At 30.9% G+C, this 16917-nt stretch carries 22 protein-coding genes; 20 read left to right on the forward strand and 2 right to left on the reverse strand.

Annotated features, from left to right (window positions below; all coding sequences use genetic code 11):
- The first annotated feature begins 45 nt into the window (after positions 1–45).
- The 11 genes from NMK29_RS11795 (at position 46) to NMK29_RS11840 (ending at position 8670) form a co-directional block, all read left to right on the forward strand.
- On the forward strand, positions 46–414 hold the full coding sequence (locus NMK29_RS11795) for a hypothetical protein (RefSeq protein WP_159092373.1): 369 nt from the start codon (positions 46–48) through the stop codon (positions 412–414).
- A complete protein-coding gene (locus tag NMK29_RS11800; protein WP_108805598.1) occupies positions 404–895 on the forward strand; it encodes a DUF1772 domain-containing protein in 492 nt (163 codons plus the stop codon). Before NMK29_RS11795 ends, NMK29_RS11800 begins: the two co-directional genes overlap by 11 nt.
- 50 nt (positions 896–945) lie before the next feature.
- On the forward strand, positions 946–1350 hold the full coding sequence (locus tag NMK29_RS11805) for a DUF5367 family protein (protein ID WP_108805599.1): 405 nt from the start codon (positions 946–948) through the stop codon (positions 1348–1350).
- A gap of 63 nt (positions 1351–1413) precedes the next feature.
- The gene (locus NMK29_RS11810) at positions 1414–2259 is read left to right on the forward strand and encodes an NmrA family NAD(P)-binding protein (protein WP_108805600.1); all 846 of its coding nucleotides are present in this window, start codon (positions 1414–1416) and stop codon (positions 2257–2259) included.
- Between the two features lie 61 nt (positions 2260–2320).
- Positions 2321–2485, forward strand: coding sequence for a hypothetical protein (locus tag NMK29_RS11815; protein WP_159092374.1), 165 nt, complete (start codon positions 2321–2323; stop codon positions 2483–2485).
- Between the two features lie 2 nt (positions 2486–2487).
- Positions 2488–3756: a serine hydrolase gene (locus NMK29_RS11820; protein ID WP_108805602.1), complete on the forward strand. Its 1269-nt coding sequence runs from the start codon at positions 2488–2490 to the stop codon at positions 3754–3756.
- Positions 3757–3793: 37 nt separating this feature from the next.
- Complete coding sequence (locus tag NMK29_RS23800) at positions 3794–3919, forward strand: hypothetical protein (RefSeq protein WP_255411850.1); 126 nt, start codon at positions 3794–3796, stop codon at positions 3917–3919.
- Between the two features lie 51 nt (positions 3920–3970).
- Positions 3971–4882, forward strand: a complete 912-nt coding sequence (locus tag NMK29_RS11825; RefSeq protein WP_108805603.1) for an AraC family transcriptional regulator — start codon at positions 3971–3973, stop codon at positions 4880–4882.
- Positions 4883–4885: 3 nt separating this feature from the next.
- Complete coding sequence (locus tag NMK29_RS11830; RefSeq protein ID WP_108805604.1) at positions 4886–6058, forward strand: YHYH protein; 1173 nt, start codon at positions 4886–4888, stop codon at positions 6056–6058.
- 100 nt (positions 6059–6158) lie between these two features.
- Complete coding sequence (locus tag NMK29_RS11835) at positions 6159–6893, forward strand: class I SAM-dependent methyltransferase (protein WP_108805605.1); 735 nt, start codon at positions 6159–6161, stop codon at positions 6891–6893.
- A gap of 202 nt (positions 6894–7095) precedes the next feature.
- Entirely contained in the window at positions 7096–8670 is a 1575-nt protein-coding gene (locus tag NMK29_RS11840; protein ID WP_108805606.1) for a beta-1,3-glucanase family protein, read from the forward strand.
- 268 nt (positions 8671–8938) lie between these two features.
- On the opposite strand, the gene NMK29_RS11845 is transcribed toward NMK29_RS11840, so the two are convergent.
- A complete protein-coding gene (locus tag NMK29_RS11845) occupies positions 8939–9802 on the reverse strand; it encodes an AraC family transcriptional regulator (protein WP_108805607.1) in 864 nt (287 codons plus the stop codon).
- A 76-nt stretch (positions 9803–9878) separates the two neighbouring features.
- Positions 9879–10505 (reverse strand): putative quinol monooxygenase, encoded by a 627-nt coding sequence (locus tag NMK29_RS11850; protein ID WP_234424352.1) that lies wholly within the window; start codon positions 10503–10505, stop codon positions 9879–9881.
- A 465-nt stretch (positions 10506–10970) separates the two neighbouring features.
- Between NMK29_RS11850 and NMK29_RS11855 the strand changes: the two genes are divergently transcribed.
- The 9 genes from NMK29_RS11855 to NMK29_RS11895 all read left to right on the forward strand — a co-directional run bounded on the left by NMK29_RS11855 (position 10971) and on the right by NMK29_RS11895 (position 16901).
- A complete protein-coding gene (locus tag NMK29_RS11855; RefSeq protein WP_108805608.1) occupies positions 10971–12794 on the forward strand; it encodes a glycoside hydrolase family 2 protein in 1824 nt (607 codons plus the stop codon).
- Positions 12795–12802: 8 nt separating this feature from the next.
- Entirely contained in the window at positions 12803–13318 is a 516-nt protein-coding gene (locus NMK29_RS11860) for a GNAT family N-acetyltransferase (RefSeq protein ID WP_108805609.1), read from the forward strand.
- A 184-nt stretch (positions 13319–13502) separates the two neighbouring features.
- Positions 13503–13838, forward strand: a complete 336-nt coding sequence (locus tag NMK29_RS11865; RefSeq protein WP_108805610.1) for a helix-turn-helix domain-containing protein — start codon at positions 13503–13505, stop codon at positions 13836–13838.
- Positions 13831–14736 carry an NAD(+) diphosphatase gene (nudC, locus tag NMK29_RS11870; protein ID WP_108805611.1) on the forward strand — a complete coding sequence of 302 codons (906 nt, stop codon included), beginning with the start codon at positions 13831–13833 and terminating at the stop codon, positions 14734–14736. The genes NMK29_RS11865 and nudC overlap by 8 nt, the downstream gene beginning before the upstream one ends.
- A 20-nt stretch (positions 14737–14756) precedes the next feature.
- Entirely contained in the window at positions 14757–15050 is a 294-nt protein-coding gene (locus tag NMK29_RS11875; RefSeq protein ID WP_108805612.1) for a DUF1330 domain-containing protein, read from the forward strand.
- 61 nt (positions 15051–15111) lie between these two features.
- The gene (locus NMK29_RS11880; RefSeq protein WP_108805613.1) at positions 15112–15648 is read left to right on the forward strand and encodes a GNAT family N-acetyltransferase; all 537 of its coding nucleotides are present in this window, start codon (positions 15112–15114) and stop codon (positions 15646–15648) included.
- Positions 15649–15715: 67 nt separating this feature from the next.
- Entirely contained in the window at positions 15716–16147 is a 432-nt protein-coding gene (locus NMK29_RS11885; RefSeq protein ID WP_108805614.1) for a VOC family protein, read from the forward strand.
- 78 nt (positions 16148–16225) lie between these two features.
- Positions 16226–16672, forward strand: a complete 447-nt coding sequence (locus NMK29_RS11890; protein WP_159092375.1) for a VOC family protein — start codon at positions 16226–16228, stop codon at positions 16670–16672.
- Positions 16665–16901 carry a hypothetical protein gene (locus tag NMK29_RS11895; protein WP_159092376.1) on the forward strand — a complete coding sequence of 79 codons (237 nt, stop codon included), beginning with the start codon at positions 16665–16667 and terminating at the stop codon, positions 16899–16901. The genes NMK29_RS11890 and NMK29_RS11895 overlap by 8 nt, the downstream gene beginning before the upstream one ends.
- Positions 16902–16917: the final 16 nt, after the last annotated feature.

Consider the following 16917-nt stretch of genomic DNA (forward strand, 5'->3'; position numbering starts at 1 on the left):
ACACTTGGCATCTTTGTATCATCAAATTAATAAATCGATATAATGATGATAACAATAGTAAAATTAATAATAGGATTTTTTGCAGTACTAACTATTAATTCAAAAAACACTTACCAATCGATTCAAGAGAATCCGGAATCTATTTCGGGATACACTTTAAATTATGTAGTAAAGGATTCTAAAGTTGAAGCATTTAAAATCTTAGAAAACAAATGTAATGTTTGTCATTACAAAAGGAATAAAAGACGTGTGTTTACATTAGAAAACATGAATCCTTGGGCTAATGATATCTACAAGCAAGTCTTCATAAAAAAAAGAATGCCTAAGGGTAAAAAAATAAAACTCAACTCAAAGGAATATCAAGAATTATTAACGTGGATAACGTCTACAAAAACATCAACTAATGGAATTTAAACTAAAATTTATCGTGTTAATGCTCGGTTTACTATTCACTGGTCTTACAGCTGGTTTATGTTTTACTTGGTCTAATGCTGTTACACCTGGCATTGGTCGACTAGACAACTTAACCTTCTTAAGGTCTTTTCAATCAATGAATCGAGCAATTATAAATGCCCGTTTTATGATAGTATTTTTTGGTCCTGTCATATTACTCTTTGTAAACACCTATTTATTTAAAAACAGTAGTATAAGTTTCTGGCTATTCCTTGCGGCTGCAATACTGTTTTTTGTTGGAATTGGTCTAGTAACCATTTTTGGAAACGTTCCATTAAATGAGGTTTTGGATGCCTCTAATTTAGAAACACTTTCTAAAATTGAATTGCAAGACCTTCGAAATAAATTCGAACAACCTTGGAATTATTGGCATACCATAAGAACAGTATCATCATTTAGCGCTTTTACACTTTTAATCATAGGCATGCTTTATGCAAAATAAGATAAGTCATCAAAATCTAAAACAAATAATCAATCAAAAAACGAACAGTTATGAAACATTTAAGAGCTATTAGTATTGGAATTATTATCTGGGTAATTGGAGTAAGTATTTACACAATTTCCTTCTACATTCCGATTTTAGAAGACCCAGAATTTCAGGCAAATATTTTATTGTCCTTAGGAATTCTACCAGTAGTGTGGTTAGGAGCAAAACTATATTACAGAAAAAAAAGTACTATAACAGGATACTGGTTAGGGGTAGTTTTCTTTTTAACCGCCACCATTTTAGATGCTTTAATTACGGTTCCCTATTTAATAATTCCTGATGGAGGATCCTATTATAGCTTCTTTGCTGCTGCTGGTTTTTGGCTCATTGGAATAGAGTTTATTGTAATGAGTACCACGTATTGGTATACAAAAGTTTTTAGTATAACAAATACTGCAAATTACTTATAAAAGTAAAATCAAAAAAATTAAATAATTAAAACACAATTAATATCAATTTAAAAACGAATAGAAATGAAAACAGAAAACATTTTAGTTATCGGAGGAACTGGAAAAACTGGTCGCCGAGTTGCAGAAAATTTAACAGAATTAGGCCATAATGTACGCGTTGTTGGACGAAAAACAAACCCAATGTTTGATTGGGAAAACACTGATACCTATGACGCCGCTTTAAAAGATATGGATAGAGCCTATATTGTGTATTATCCGGATTTGGCAGTACCTGGCTCTAGAGATGCCATCAGTACACTTACCAAAAAAGCTTTAGAGGCTGGTTTAGAAAAAGTAGTATTACTTTCTGGTAAAGGCGAAACTGAAGCCGAAGCCTGTGAAGAAATCGTAGCAAACTCTGGTTTAAACTATACTTTGGTTAGAGCATCGTGGTTCAATCAAAATTTTAGTGAAGGTGCTTTCTTAGAATTTGTACTCAATGGTACTGTTGCATTACCAATGCCAAATGCAGAAATTCCATTTGTAGATGTCAATGATATAGCAGATGTAGTTTCTAAAGTCATCGTAGATGATAGCTATAACGGACAAACCATAACTGTAACAGGTCCTCAAAAAAGAACTTTTAAGGAGGTGGTTGAAATTATGGCTGAAGCTAGCAACAAGCATATTCAATTTGTACCAATTTCTATTGAAGAATTTAAGGAAGGTATGAAAAAAGCAGGATTACCTGATTCTTATGTATGGTTGTTCGGTTATTTATTCCAAGAAGTATTAGGAAATCCAGAGAACCAAGAAGTTTCTGATGATGTAGCCAAAGTATTGGGCAAACCAGCCATAGATTTTGAAACATTTGCCAAACAAACTGCTGCTACTGGTCTTTGGAATCAAAATGTTACGGAAACATTATAATATAAAAAACAATCATACAATAGGGCCTTTAAGTCAATTAACAATTAAATTATTGGTCCTATTGTTAATTACAAAAAATAATATAACAAATAAAAATATAAAATCAGGTACCATTTTTGGAGCAGGGATTGGACTTTTAGCAGGAATCTTAACCGGTAATATTGCTATTGGATTAGCTCTTGGAGCTGGCGTAGGTTTGGTTTTTGGAACCGTAATTAAAAAATAACAATGAAAAAATTTCTTAAATACACCTCGTTATCAGTTGTCCTAATTGTTGTATGGACTATAATGATTTTTTTAGGTACAGACAAAGGTTGGTGGCATACACCATTCACTGAACAAAAAGAGTCTACAAAGTTTATCAAATCAGTTCACAAAGAACTCAAAAAAGAATTTGTAGGCAGTATGGCAATGGCTATATTTAAAGATGGAGCGCCAGTAACGGAATCTTTCCATTCAAAGAATACTTCAGTTAACCGAAATACCGTGTTTCAAGTAGCTTCTCTTTCAAAATTTGTCTCAGCTATTGGCGTTATGCGATTAGTTCAGGAAGGAAAGTTAGATTTGGATGTTCCCGTATCTAACTACCTTAAACGATGGCAATTACCACCTAGTTCCTTTGATAACAATAAAGTTACGGTTAGGAGGCTTCTTAGTCATACTGCAGGATTGACTGATGGTCTTGGATACTCTGGTTTCGAGAATTTAAAAGATGTGCAATCTTTAGAATCTTCACTTACCAAAGCAAAAGATGCAGACCAAGGCAGAAATGGCAGCACGCAAGTAGGCATTTTACCAGGAAGCGAATGGCGATACTCTGGAGGAGGATTTACATTGCTTCAACTTATTGTAGAGGAAGTGAGTAGGCAGTCTTTTAATCAGTATATGAGAATAGAAATTTTTGAACCCTTAGGAATGCAATCGTCTTTCTATCAATGGGATGAAAAGTTTCGTAACAGACTCTGTGATTTTTATAACGCAGATGGTTCTAAAGCACCACACTTTTATTACACCTCTCTGGCTGCAACATCGCTGTATACAACATTAACCGATTTAGAAAAACTTTTTACTCTTTTTGATGAAAAACAAAGCGCTATAAAGCCATTACAGCCAAAATATCAAAGAATGATGTGGCAAGTTGAAGCAAATAAACTTGGTGCTCCTATATACGGACTCGGCACCTTTCTTTTTGCTGAAATTGACAATGGACAATTTATAATAGGACATGATGGTCAAAGCAATCCACCTATTAATACAGCCTTTCGATATAATCCTACAAATGGAGATGGTGTTATCATTTTGACAACTGGAAACTCCGATTTTGCTACCCGAATTGCAAGTGACTGGGTATTTCTAAATACTGGAAAAGTAGATACTTTACTATTTGCGATGCAACAAAATAAGATGGTCAGTAATGTAATAATAGGTAATGTAGTAATCATACTGCTAATTATAACTATTTCCCTTTCGCGAAAGTACTATAAAAGAAAAGTATAACCCATAAACATAAAATTATATCTACGTCAAACGCGATATGACGTTTGCAGAAAGAAAACCTATAGAAAAAAATAATGCACACTCTAATGCATTTGCTGATTTTACTAATGATTATTTTAAATCTAGTAAAACACTTAATATTAAAGAATTAAAAAAAGCTTGAAATGTTTCTGATAACTAAATAAATTTTAAATGGAATTTTTAAATTAGCTAGATGAAACATTTCAAAACACTATCATCCTTCTTAAATTATATTGAACTCCCTCCTCCAGAGCATCCTATGCTCAGTGTTTTCTCTACTAAAGGTGAAGGTTTTTTACCTTGTCCGAAAGAAAGTTCGCCTCCTATTACAAATGATTGCTATTCCATTAGTTTGAAGAAAATTATTAAAGGTGATTTAAATTATGGAAGAACAAATTATGATTTTACAAATGGTGTTTTAATTTTTATTGCTCCAAGACAAGTTTTACAATGGGATAATAGTGTAATCTATGAACAAAAAGGTTTTTCTCTAAATTTTCATGAAGACTTTCTGAAAGGAACAGAGTTGGCGCAGCAAATTAAGAAATATAGCTTCTTTTCATATTCGGTGAACGAAGCGCTACACCTATCACCAAGAGAAGAAAAACAAATTGAATCCATTGTAGAAAACATTAATATTGAATACCTAAATAATCCGGATGAATTTAGTAAAGAAATTATCATTTCACAATTAAGTACACTTTTAAAATACGCCAAACGCTTTTATGAAAGACAATTTTTAAATCGCAAAGAGCTATCAAATAATCTACTAGAGCAATTTAATCAACAATTATCAAAGTATTTTAATTCGGGACAATTGCAAGAAAAAGGTATTCCAAGTATAGAACAAATTGCAGATCAACTATCCGTTTCACAACGTTACCTGAGTGATACACTCAAAAAAGAATCAGGAAAAACTTCTACTGAACATTTGCAGTTATATTTAATTGATGAAGCAAAGAATGTACTATTAAACCCTGGCAAGACAATTTCTGAAGTTGCTTATGAATTAGGTTTTGAATACCCTCCTTATTTTTCAAGATTATTTAAAAAGAAAGAAGGTATTAGCCCTAAAGAGTATAGAAAAAAACACAAAATGAATTAAAAAATGAAACATGCTTTATTTGTAATATTAACTCTTACAACTCTGATTTCTTGCAAATTAAATCAGGAAAAAAAAGAACAACAAGAACCAAATGGACAACGACCATCTTCTGCGCAATTAATTGATGAATTAGACAGTAACAAAGATGGAAAATTATCCAAAGCGGAAGTCAAAGGACCAATTGCAGATGATTTTAATAATATCGATAGTAATAATGATGGCTTTTTAACTTTAGAAGAGTTAAATAAACAGGAAGATAAACCGCCAAGAACAACAAATACGAATAAGGATTTGTCCAATGAAATTGATTCTTCTATGAAGGTAATTCCAGTAAATACAGATTACTTTATTTCGGAAAACATAATTGACGGTATTCAAAAGGAAATGGTTGAATTAAATGGTATTAAGACTCTATGTTATGTCATCAAAACAAATTCTCAAGCAACTGAACATCAAATGGGTCCTTGGTGCCCTCGACATATTGAAGATGGAATGGAGAAAGCAGGAATTTGGTTTAAAGATGATAAAGTTTATGATGTTTCGGGACACTTTATTGCCGAATTGGCCCAATTTTACAGTGATGACAAGTGGAAATTATATAGAGAAGATGGGACTATTAAAGTAACCGACACTGAAGAAGGATGTTTGGCGGCAGCAAAACCACAAGTAGAGGAAGAATATCATAACTATTGTGTAGAATGTTTGCCTGAATATTTCAAAGATCAAGTAACAACCTTTGTGATTCCGGTAACACCAAGATATATAAAAACTGCTCAAAGTTTTGGAAGAGGTGGAATAGGAATTGCTTTAAATGGAGTTAAATATGATCCACCTGCTCCAACACACGCAATATTAGCGGCACATACAATTGCTCCTTTGGATGACCACGGAGGACATGTAAACCCGCATGGAGGGTATCATTATCACGCAGTCACTGGCTCTACTAAAGAAATTACTCAAACTAATTCGCACTCCTCTATGATTGGATATGCAATTGACGGTTTCGGAATTTATGCTTTAAAAGATAAAAACGGGAATAAGTCTGGAAATTTAGATGAATGTGGTGGTCATTTTGATGATAAACTAGGATATCATTATCACGCAGGCGAACCAGGAGGAAACCAAATTATAAAATGTTTACACGGATTACCTGGGTATACCCAAACAAAAGAGTAGAAAATATAAAACAAAGGCTTTACATATGTGCATTAGATAAGGTACCGTAACCAAATCGTTAGCTGTAATGTCTAGTATCTGAAGTTAATAAAAAAAGGTAATGAACGAACTTTATACCAATTTAGCGGAAGTTTATGAAGCAATGTACTCGTCTTTTATTGATTACAAGGCCGAGTTCGAATTTTATGCAAGTATTCTTAAAAAAAACGATAAAAAGCAAGTACTTGAATTAGGAAGTGGAATCGGGCATTTGGGTAATTTCTTTCAAAAAAATGAATTTGAATATTCAGGTATTGATTTAAGTGAAGGAATGGTCAAAATTGCCAAAAGAAAATATCCAAAGTGCGAATTCTCAAAGGAAGATATACGTTCTTTTAAGTTGGATAAGCAAGTAGGAAGTATGCTAATGGTAGGCAGAACTATCAGCTATCTATTGACTAATAAAGATGTTTTATCCACTTTTCATAATGTATACAATAATCTTAAAGAAAAAGGAATATTTAGTTTTGACTTTATTGATGCTGAAAAATTTATACCTTCAATTCGACATAGGAAAGAAGTCTTTCATAATGCAACTTATGAGAACGAGGAATATCTAAGAAAAAGTATATGGAATATAGACTTAGATAAAGGAATGACCTTTAACTGGGAATCTCACTATTTCAAGAAATCGAAAGATGGCTTAAAAGAAATCGGAATAGATAAATCAGTGATTAGAACTTTTACTAGGGAGGAAATTAGAATATTTCTAGAGCTTAATGATTTTAAAATAAAAGAAATCATATCGAAAGAATCCTATGCATTTCCAACATATGTAATCGTAGCAGAAAAGTGATGTATTATGCGCATAGAATATTTTTTTTTTAATCTTTTAGTTTTATATTATTTTCTTTAAAATCAATTACGGAATTACGTTTTGTTTATATTTAATTTAATTTTATTCTAACAATATATTTTTTTCAATTTTAATTCGTTTATACGTTAAATTAAAAAAACTGCATTTGCTGTTTTAACCTTAAACCAACTAAAATACCTCAATGAAAAAGATCACACTTCTCTTGGTAATTATTACATTATCTGTAATAAAATTAAATGCTCAACTTACTCTTCCATATACTTTTGAAAATAACTCAAGATATGCAGATGAAGATATTTATATTGGATTAGTTGGTAAGATGGAACCTACTGGTGATGTTTGGATGAATATAACTAATAGTTCTTTAGTAGCTATGTCTGCTGATGATAATACTGTAGATGGACCGGAATGGAGCGAACCTGCAGGATGGAAATACCCAGATATTTTTACCAAATTAAGTGAGATTACAGATAAAAAAATTCTAATCCCTCACGGCTTATATGCTTGTAGAATTTTTATTTCCTTTGAATCGCCTATGTATTTACGTTTTCATGAAACAGGTGGTTACGCGGGTGCTAATTTAAATTCAGAATCAGACCCTAATGATGGAATACGTTGGGAGTTGGTAGAATTAACTTGGGGAGATGCTGGTTTATGGACCAATACTAGCCGTGTTGATGCGTATCAATACCCAATGGGATTAGAAGTAAATGGCTTTTCTGGTGGTGTTACAGGAGAAACTTATGAAGAATCCTATAACGAAGCTGTCAACGGAAATGGAACTCCTCAATTTAAAAAAATTGGAGAATTATTATCCCATGATGAAATTTTAGCCGCTTGGGATGAAAATGTGAGTACCGATTATTTGGTTGCTAAAACAATAAAAACCCATTCTTATGACGGAGAACCTATTATAGAACAACCATCTAAAGTAGATGAATTTCCAAAAGATGTTTTAGACAGATACATTGATGATATTTGGGAAACTTATAGTACTCATGATTTACATATTAATATTGGAGATCGAGGAACCTGGGTGGGTAGAGTTAATAATAATAATAACCAATTTGTTTTTACTGATCCTGCTGATGGGACTATTGCCACTATTTATGACAAACCCACTACAGTAAATGCAATAGAAGGTTCTGGCTATTTAGCATATACACCTCATGATGCTAGTGTAAATACTGAAGCATATAATGAAGATTTAATGATTCAGGCACAAATGGCTGCAGCCATAAGTCGACACGCTATTTATACAAGCATCACAGATGAAACTGTTCAATACTCTCACGATGCAACTCGTTTTTTTCAAATAGAACCTTATAATGAATATGTAAGGTTTTTTCATGATGACATCATTAGTTTTGAATCTCAAACATATGCATTTGCTTATGATGACGTTGGTGATCATTCATCTACAATTCAATCTACGTTCCCCACAGAAGTAAAAGTAATTATTGGTGGATATTCTGAAGATAATGTTTTATCTACTTCCGAAACATTAATAAATGATGGGTTAATGATACTGTATCCAAATCCTACAAACGGAAATAATATTACTCTATCTGGTCTAAAAAATGATTTTACAATAAATATTTATACTATTGAAGGAAAACTCATTAAATCTGAAGAAGCTATAAGTACCAAGAATATCCAAATCGAAACCTCTAATTTAACTAATGGCCTGTACCTAGCTGAGATAAATAGTAAGGACAATAAGTATACTAAAACATTCAAGTTTTTAATAAACTAATAAAGTATATAACATCCTGTTTGTAGCAATTCTTAGAATCTAAATGAAATAAAGCTAAAAGTTACGGTAGAAAAAAAAAGTGCTACTGTAATATTTGCATCTATCCATTCACTTTAACTGAATAGATAGAATAAATAAAAGATTAATTTGAATTATTCAAGTAATGTAGAGATCTAGATAAACTGATTGATGAATTACCAAAAACTAGCAAAGTGAGACAATTTATGTGAAAAGAAATACTGTTGACATCTATAAAACATACTCGATATTATAAATTTTCTAATTTAGCAAAGCCCACTGTCTTTCTATAAATATCTGGAGAAACCCCTACCTTCTTTTTAAAAAATCTACTAAAATAAAATTCATCGTCATATCCAAGACTCGCTGCGATTTGTTTCAAAGGTTTTGAAGTCAAGTAAAGTTCACGCTTAGCCTCGATAATGATTCTATTAGAAATTAATGAACTTGGTGTTTGTTTTAAATATTTTTTTACAATTCCCGCCAAAGTTTTTGTGCTAATACATAAAATATCCGCATACTCTTTAGGAGAATGTAACTTAAAATAATTATTCTCAATAGAGTTTATTAAATTTTGTAAAATCTCAGATTTCTCATCAGAAAACTTCGGTACTATATCCTTATCAAAATGTCTTTTCTGTCTTACTCCTTCTATTAAAAATACCTTTAAAAAAGCTACAAGAACTTCATGCTGCGCTATAGAGTCCTTATCCATTTCCTTTGATATTTGATCAATCAAATTAAAAAATAGTGTTTCTTCTAAAATTTCAAAATGTGGAAGATTATGAAAATTATTAAAAAGGATTCCTTCTGTTTCTATTTCATTTTGATGACGATAGGTACAAAAAAAATCAGGATGAAAATTTAATAACCATCCAGAACAAGGATCCTTAGAAGTAATCATAAAAGCCTGATATGGCGACATACAAATCATTTGATTACCTTTCAATTCATAATTAAACATATCAGCATTGAGCCTATAATCACTGCCTTTCAATAAAATAATAGAATAATAATTTTTTCTTTGTAAGTGATCAAATTGACTAAGGTTTTCAAACCTTTCTAGTCTAAAAGCGAGTTCACCATTTTGTTTATCAATAATAGTTTGGGCCATACCTAATCTATTTTTCTTTTAGAATCACGGATTAAAAAGAAAGGAGTGTAAGAAACACTCCTTTCGAAGATAATAATTATTTTGAAGCCAATATATCTATTTTTCGAATGGCGGATGGTTCAAAATTTTCTAGAATAGAAGAAGCATTTTCCATAAGTGCAGCTGCAACCTTACCTGATAAATGTGCATCTCTACCAGAATCTTCTACAAAGGTATCAAAGATTCCATACGTAGTAGCATCAATTTTAAAAGCATACCAAGACAATGTTTTAGGTTCCTCTTCTACTAATTCTCTCCCTATATTAAGCAAGTTTTCTACTTCTGTTGTTTTTACTTCTTTAGATTTCATAATAACCAACAAACCTTTATTTTGTGAACCCAATTTATGATTAGAAGCCAATATGTCTATTGTTCTAATATCCTTACTTGGATCAAAGTCATCCAATAAATCTGCGGCATTAGCTAGTAATGCCTTAGCAACTTCGCCTGTTAAATGTGCTTGTCTACCTTCTTCTACTTTAAAAGTATCATAGATCCCAAAAGTGTTATTATCTATCTGAAAAGCAAACCACGAAACTGTATTAGGTTCTTTTTCTACTAGTGCTAATCCTTGATGTAAAAAATTTTTAACCTCTAGTTCTTTTCCTGATTTAGCTTTCATAATTACTAATAATCCGATAGCTTCTTTTTCTTTGTCTTTCATGGTGCTTGTATTTATAGATTTTGAAAATGTTTGAACTGAAAACCCTAGAAAAAATACTAAGAACGTTAATTTTAATGGAACGTTAGTTTTCATATTTTTTTCGTTTTTTATTCTGTACAAATTTGGGTTGAAATACAGAACTGTGGAATGGATATTTATTACTAAAGCATGGACAATTTTCAAAAAAAGAAATACTATCAAATCTACTATCTCTATAATCATGTATAAACACTTGAATGTTTGGTTTAACAGAAGCTATATTAATTATCTTAAAGTCAATTAGATAGAGACACTAACGTTTATTAAAAACAATTAATAATTATATATTTAGATATAAAATAAAGAAACAGAATTTACATCAACTAATTAATAAAAAGTTTTGCTTAGTGCTTAATCTAAAAATCAGTAATTTTAGTTCTGTATTAACTATAACCTAACTCTTAGAGCCCACTTCTAAAACATCAAATGAAAAAACATATATTAATTCTAGCTTGTTTCTATTTTGTATACGGGATTAAAGCACAGGAAAAAATTATGGTGAATGCCATCAATCGCGAATCCACCTCACTTAATGGTTATTGGAAATATATTGTAGATCCATATGAAAATGGGTTTTACAATTATAGATATGAACCATTTGAAAATCAAGAAAATCCAGGAAACGGTGCTTTCTTTACCAATGCCAAACGTAAATCAAAATCAGATTTAGTGGAGTATGATTTTGATAAAATGGATAGCCTTAAAGTTCCTGGCGATTGGAACTCACAAAAGGAAAAGTTATTCTATTATGAAGGTACTTTATGGTATAAAAAATCGTTCGATTATACTAAAAAACAAGAAGATAGTAGAGTATTTGTCTATTTCGGGGCCTCAAATTATGAAACCGACGTTTATCTCAACGGAAAGAAATTAGGTAAACATATTGGTGGATTTACTCCATTTCAGTTTGAAATTTCCAAATTATTAAAACCTAAAGGGAATTATATAGTAGTTAAAGTTGATAACAAAAGAAAAAGAGATGCTGTTCCTACTTTAAATACAGATTGGTGGAATTATGGCGGAATTACACGAGAAGTAAAGCTTATAGAAACTAGTAGTACGTTTATTTCTGACTATCAACTTTATTTAGACGATGAGGATACTAAAATAATAACAGGTCAAATAGAGTTAAATGGCTTTAAAATAGCAGAACAAGAAATTACAATCAATATTCCGGAATTAGGTATTAATGAAAAATTAAAAACAGATAATAATGGTAAATGTACTATTAAATTAAAGTCCAAAAACATTAGATATTGGTCTCCAGAATCTCCAAAATTATATGATGTAACAATTAGTACGCAAGAAGATAAAATAGCAGATCAAATTGGTTTTAGAACTATCAAAACAAAAGGGGCAGAAATTCTAATTAATGAGAAAAGCTTATTTCTCAAAGGTATTTCTATTCACGAAGAAAGTCCTATCAACGGTGGTCGATGTAATTCTAAAGAAGACGCAAAAAAATTATTAGAATATGCTCAAAGTTTAGGTTGTAACTATGTCCGATTAGCGCATTATCCTCATAATGAGTATATGGTTCGATTAGCGGATAAAATGGGGATTTTAGTTTGGGAAGAAAACCCTGTTTATTGGACAATTTCTTGGGATAATGAAGAAACGTATCTTAATGCTCAAAATCAGATTTCGGAAGTCATCAGACGAGATAAAAACCGAGCAAGCGTAATCATTTGGTCAATGGCTAATGAAACCCCTAATAGCGATGCTAGAAATGAGTTCCTTACCAAACTTGCTAAATTTACCAAAGAACAGGATCCTACTCGTTTGATTAGTGCGGCTTTAGAACAGCACGATTATAACGGTAATCCTAATACAAGAACAATTGACGATCCATTTGCTGAAATTGTCGATGTTTTAAGTTTCAATCAATATATAGGTTGGTATGATGGTGAAATAGAAAAATGTCAGCGAATCAAATGGAAAATTACTCAAGACAAGCCTGTAATAATCTCAGAATTTGGTGCTGGAGCTAAATATGGATTGCATGGAGAAAAAGATGATAGATGGACAGAAGAATATCAGGAATTCCTATATCAAGAAACTTTAAAAATGGTTGACGGAATAGAACAATTAAAAGGAATATCACCTTGGGTTTTAGTTGATTTTAAATCTCCCAGAAGAGTTCTACCAGAAATTCAAGATAACTATAATAGAAAAGGTTTAATTTCGGAAAAAGGTGAAAAGAAAAAAGCTTTTTTCGTCCTCAAAGAATATTACGAGAAAAAAAAATAAGGTAACCAATGAAAATATCATATGGAAAAGCAAAACTAATAGACTCTTTGAGAATATCAGTTTTATTGAAAACAATTTACATTGAAACCTATGCTGTTGATGGAATAACATTTGAGTTTGCAAATTTTATAACTAAAAGGTTCTCTTTAGAGCTTATAGAAAACATCATAAAAGAAAATCCAAATAGACTTATTATTGCTTATCAAAATGAAAATCCAGTTGGTGTTGCCGAAATAATCTATAATAGCACTTGTCCTATTAGAAAAATAAAAGTTCCCGAGTTAAGCAAATTGTATGTTCTAAAAAGATTTTATGGAAAAGGAATTGGATATGGGTTAATTAACGAGGCAGAAAAAGCAGTTAAAGAACATGGATTTACTGAGTTTAATCTTGAGGTTTATATCAAAAATGATAGAGCAATAGCTTTCTATGAAAGACAAGGTTATACATCAATTGGAAATGTGGATTTCCCTATGGAATCTAACACTTATGAAAATCTAGTAATGAATAAAGTATTCAATTAATAAAGCATAGTTATATTCCTATAACTAAACTTTTTTTTAATAAGTATAAAGAATTAAATCATAAAAGAATACACAAGTAATGATATATTCTTCTACCCGATTTTACTGTTAAAAAATAGTAAAACATTTTTCAATTTGCTACACATTATGTAGCTTTGCTATCAATAATGTAGCAAATTAAACTATGTCACTACCCACACCAGGAAAACCAGTTAGAGGTTCGAAATCAGGAAATCATTTAATGGCACTATTTGACTTACTAGGAAGAAGTTGGTCGATGGGAATTATTTGGAGACTACAAGAAGGATCTTGTACATTCAGGGTACTTCAGGATAGGTGTGAATCTATTTCGCCAACAACATTAAATAGAAGATTGAAAGAATTAACTCAATCATTTTTAATCGAAAGAACGATTGATGGATATGCGCTTACCGATAAAGGGAAAGAAATTTTCTTACTACTAAAACCTTTAGAATCATGGGCAAAAGATTGGGCAAAAAATTTTGAAACTAATGAATAGAATACAATCCTATAGTAATTACGACTTTGATAGAGCTGCTGAATTACGTGAAGTTAACACCAAATTTCGAGAGGTTTCGTATATACCAATTTTTAAGAATAACTTTTTTATTGTTACATCAGCCTTAAAAGATGAAGTGTTAATGAATATCCCTTTAGAATTAACTTCTTTTACAACTAAAAAATATTTTCTTGGCGTATCCAATAATAAAGAAATTTGGTGCATTGATTTATCAGAAATTGAGCTTTCGACTATAGCTAATTTCATATCATATTCTAAACTATACTGTGTTCGAGATTGTTTTCATCTTATTAATGAAAGAGAAGCTTCGTTACTAGCATATGCTAAAGGAATCACTAATTGGAACAACACCCATCAATTCTGTAGTAATTGTGGTTCTAGGACAATCAGAGAAGAAAAAGGGCATAGAAGAAAATGTATAAACAATCTTTGTAATTCATTACACTTTCCTAGAATTAATCCAGCTGTAATTGTATTAATAGAATACAAACCAAAAAATGCACCTCCGCTATGTCTATTAAATATGCACGAAAAAGAATATGGTTATATGTGTTCTTTATTTTCTGGATTTTCAGAAATTGGAGAAAGCCTCGAAGACACTGTTAAAAGAGAAATGAAAGAAGAAGTAAATCTAGCGGTCACTAATATAGACTATATCGCTTCTCAACCTTGGTCCTTTCCATCATCATTAATGTTAGGCTTTTCGGCAAAAACAGAAAGCAAAAATTTTACTATCGATAATAAAGAAATTAAAAAAGCACAATGGTTTTCTGCTAATCAAATTAACAAAATGGTGCAAGAAAATAAACTTGTGATTTCTAAAAAGGACTCTATATCAAATTATATAATACAATTATGGGTCGAAAAAAACAGTTAATCTAAATTAAAAAGAAAAATATGAACAAAGTTAATGTAACAATCGTAGCTACAATAAATCAACAAGGCAAAGAGGCATTATCTCATTACTTAGAAAAAGTAGGAATTCTCTATAAAAAAGTAGATGCAAAGCCTGTAAATAAATTTAAGGTCTCTAAACCTTTTATCGGTGATTATACTCCCAGTTTAGTTTCTATAATGGAATTTCCAGATATGAAATCATTACATGATGTATTTGATAGTGATGAATATAAAGAATTACTACCTTACCGTGAAAAAGCTTTTTCTAAACTAGAAGCTTATATTAGTGAATAAGTGTATTCCTATTATAGCTATCGTTTAGTAAACATTTAATTCATTAGAATTCAATTATACAATGAACAAAAAATTTCCGGTTTTAGAATCTAAAAGAGTAATCTTAAGACAGTTTAATGATTCGGACTTAGAAAACGTTTTTAAAGGGCTTTCGCACCCAGATATTATTAAATATTATGGCATTAGCTATAAAAGTTTAGAAGCTACAAGAGAACAAATGTCTTGGTTTGCTGATCTGGAAGAAAATGAAACCGGAATTTGGTGGGCTGTCTGTTCAAAAGATGATGGAAGTTTTCTAGGAGCAGGTGGATTAAATAATATGAGTAAAGAAAATAGAAAAGCAGAAATTGGTTTTTGGCTACTGCCACAAAGCTGGGGAAAAGGTTTCATGACCGAAACAATGCCACTTATTGTTAATTACGCATTCGATACTATTGGATTACATAGAATTGAGGGCTTTGTAGAAACCGAAAACATAAATTGCAAAAAAGCTTTGGCAAAACTTAAATTCAATTTAGAAGGTACAATGCAAGACTGCGAAGTTAAAAATGGAGCATTTATTAGTTTAGATATTTATTCTAAAATAGTTAATGAATGAACTATTCTGTCTAATAATAGTTGACCTTTTAAACTAGCTAAAAATTGGAAAGTAATAGACTTTAAAAATGGTAAGAAAAAATAATGAAATAACGCTCGATTTTTTAGATCACGTAGCCATTAGAGTTAAAGATTTGAAAATCTCAAGTGAATGGTATCAAAAAGTATTAGGATTAAAAGAATACAAACCACCTGAATGGGGCGAATTTCCTATTTTTCTACTTTCCGGAAAATCTGGAATTGCATTGTTTCCTGCTGATTTAGATGATTCTAAACTTAATTTAAATTCTAAAAATGTAAAAATTGACCATTTTGCCTTTAATGTTACGAAAGAAAATTTTGAAAAAGCTAAAGAACGATATGCAGAATTAAATTTAAACTTCAACATTCAGGATCATCACTATTTTCATTCAATTTATACAAAAGACCCAGATGGACACAAGGTCGAATTGACAACTATTGTTGTCAATGAGAATGAATTCTATTCCAAATTCAAATAAAAAACTGCGTCTAATAAAGATTAATATCCCTTTATTTGTTACCCAAAATAGTGCAAGTAATTGGTAAATGGACCAAAAATGAAAATTCAAAAATTAAAGTTATATACAAATAAACTAGTTTTAGAAAAACAATTCTATTCAGAAACTTTAGGGTTTGAAATACTTGAAAGTACAGTAAGCCACTTTACATTAAAAATTGGATGGAGTGAATTAACTTTCGAAAAGTCTGAAAAGGATTATAAGTACCATTATTGTTTTTTAATCCCATCCAACAAATTAAATCAAGCAATAGAATGGATGGAAAAAAGGGTTCCCATTTTAGATTTAGAAAACGGAAGAAAGACCCAGAGATTTGAAAGTTGGAATGCCGATTCATTTTACTTCTATGATGCCAGTGGAAATATTGCTGAATTTATCGTTAGACATGAACTGAAAAACGCTATTGAGTCTGATTTTAAAATTTCGGATGTATTATGTGTAAATGAAATCGGGATTCCTACAAGCGATGTGGAAAAAAATGAATAATCAACTTCAAGAAAAGTTTGGAACAAAATTTTGGAAAGGCGATCCTCTAAGGTTTGGAACAAGTGGTTCGCAAGAAGGGTTGTTTTTACTACCAAACTATAACTTAAAAGATTTTTGGTTTCCTACTTCCATTAAAATTAAACCAGAACCATTTAGTGCTACAATAAATAATAACGATCAAATATTCTATCTAGAATATAAGAATGAAGAAATAAAAAATTACTCTTAAAAAAACAACTCTTAAT

It is taken from the genome of Aquimarina sp. Aq107, assembly GCF_943733665.1.
Lineage (GTDB): Bacteria > Bacteroidota > Bacteroidia > Flavobacteriales > Flavobacteriaceae > Aquimarina.

Coding starts and splice junctions, on each gene's coding strand:
- NMK29_RS11820 (WP_108805602.1), top strand. CDS start 2,488: ATGAAAAAATTTCTTAAATACACCTCGTTATCAGTTGTCCTAATTGTT.
- NMK29_RS11875 (WP_108805612.1), top strand. CDS start 14,757: ATGAACAAAGTTAATGTAACAATCGTAGCTACAATAAATCAACAAGGC.
- NMK29_RS11830 (WP_108805604.1), top strand. CDS start 4,886: ATGAAACATGCTTTATTTGTAATATTAACTCTTACAACTCTGATTTCT.
- NMK29_RS11890 (WP_159092375.1), top strand. CDS start 16,226: ATGAAAATTCAAAAATTAAAGTTATATACAAATAAACTAGTTTTAGAA.
- NMK29_RS11805 (WP_108805599.1), top strand. CDS start 946: ATGAAACATTTAAGAGCTATTAGTATTGGAATTATTATCTGGGTAATT.
- NMK29_RS11825 (WP_108805603.1), top strand. CDS start 3,971: ATGAAACATTTCAAAACACTATCATCCTTCTTAAATTATATTGAACTC.
- NMK29_RS11835 (WP_108805605.1), top strand. CDS start 6,159: ATGAACGAACTTTATACCAATTTAGCGGAAGTTTATGAAGCAATGTAC.
- NMK29_RS11885 (WP_108805614.1), top strand. CDS start 15,716: ATGGTAAGAAAAAATAATGAAATAACGCTCGATTTTTTAGATCACGTA.
- NMK29_RS23800 (WP_255411850.1), top strand. CDS start 3,794: ATGACGTTTGCAGAAAGAAAACCTATAGAAAAAAATAATGCACACTCT.
- NMK29_RS11865 (WP_108805610.1), top strand. CDS start 13,503: ATGTCACTACCCACACCAGGAAAACCAGTTAGAGGTTCGAAATCAGGA.
- NMK29_RS11850 (WP_234424352.1), bottom strand. CDS start 10,505: ATGAAAGACAAAGAAAAAGAAGCTATCGGATTATTAGTAATTATGAAA.
- NMK29_RS11840 (WP_108805606.1), top strand. CDS start 7,096: ATGAAAAAGATCACACTTCTCTTGGTAATTATTACATTATCTGTAATA.
- NMK29_RS11845 (WP_108805607.1), bottom strand. CDS start 9,802: ATGGCCCAAACTATTATTGATAAACAAAATGGTGAACTCGCTTTTAGA.
- NMK29_RS11855 (WP_108805608.1), top strand. CDS start 10,971: ATGAAAAAACATATATTAATTCTAGCTTGTTTCTATTTTGTATACGGG.
- NMK29_RS11795 (WP_159092373.1), top strand. CDS start 46: ATGATAACAATAGTAAAATTAATAATAGGATTTTTTGCAGTACTAACT.
- NMK29_RS11810 (WP_108805600.1), top strand. CDS start 1,414: ATGAAAACAGAAAACATTTTAGTTATCGGAGGAACTGGAAAAACTGGT.
- NMK29_RS11895 (WP_159092376.1), top strand. CDS start 16,665: ATGAATAATCAACTTCAAGAAAAGTTTGGAACAAAATTTTGGAAAGGC.
- NMK29_RS11860 (WP_108805609.1), top strand. CDS start 12,803: ATGAAAATATCATATGGAAAAGCAAAACTAATAGACTCTTTGAGAATA.
- nudC (WP_108805611.1), top strand. CDS start 13,831: ATGAATAGAATACAATCCTATAGTAATTACGACTTTGATAGAGCTGCT.
- NMK29_RS11800 (WP_108805598.1), top strand. CDS start 404: ATGGAATTTAAACTAAAATTTATCGTGTTAATGCTCGGTTTACTATTC.
- NMK29_RS11880 (WP_108805613.1), top strand. CDS start 15,112: ATGAACAAAAAATTTCCGGTTTTAGAATCTAAAAGAGTAATCTTAAGA.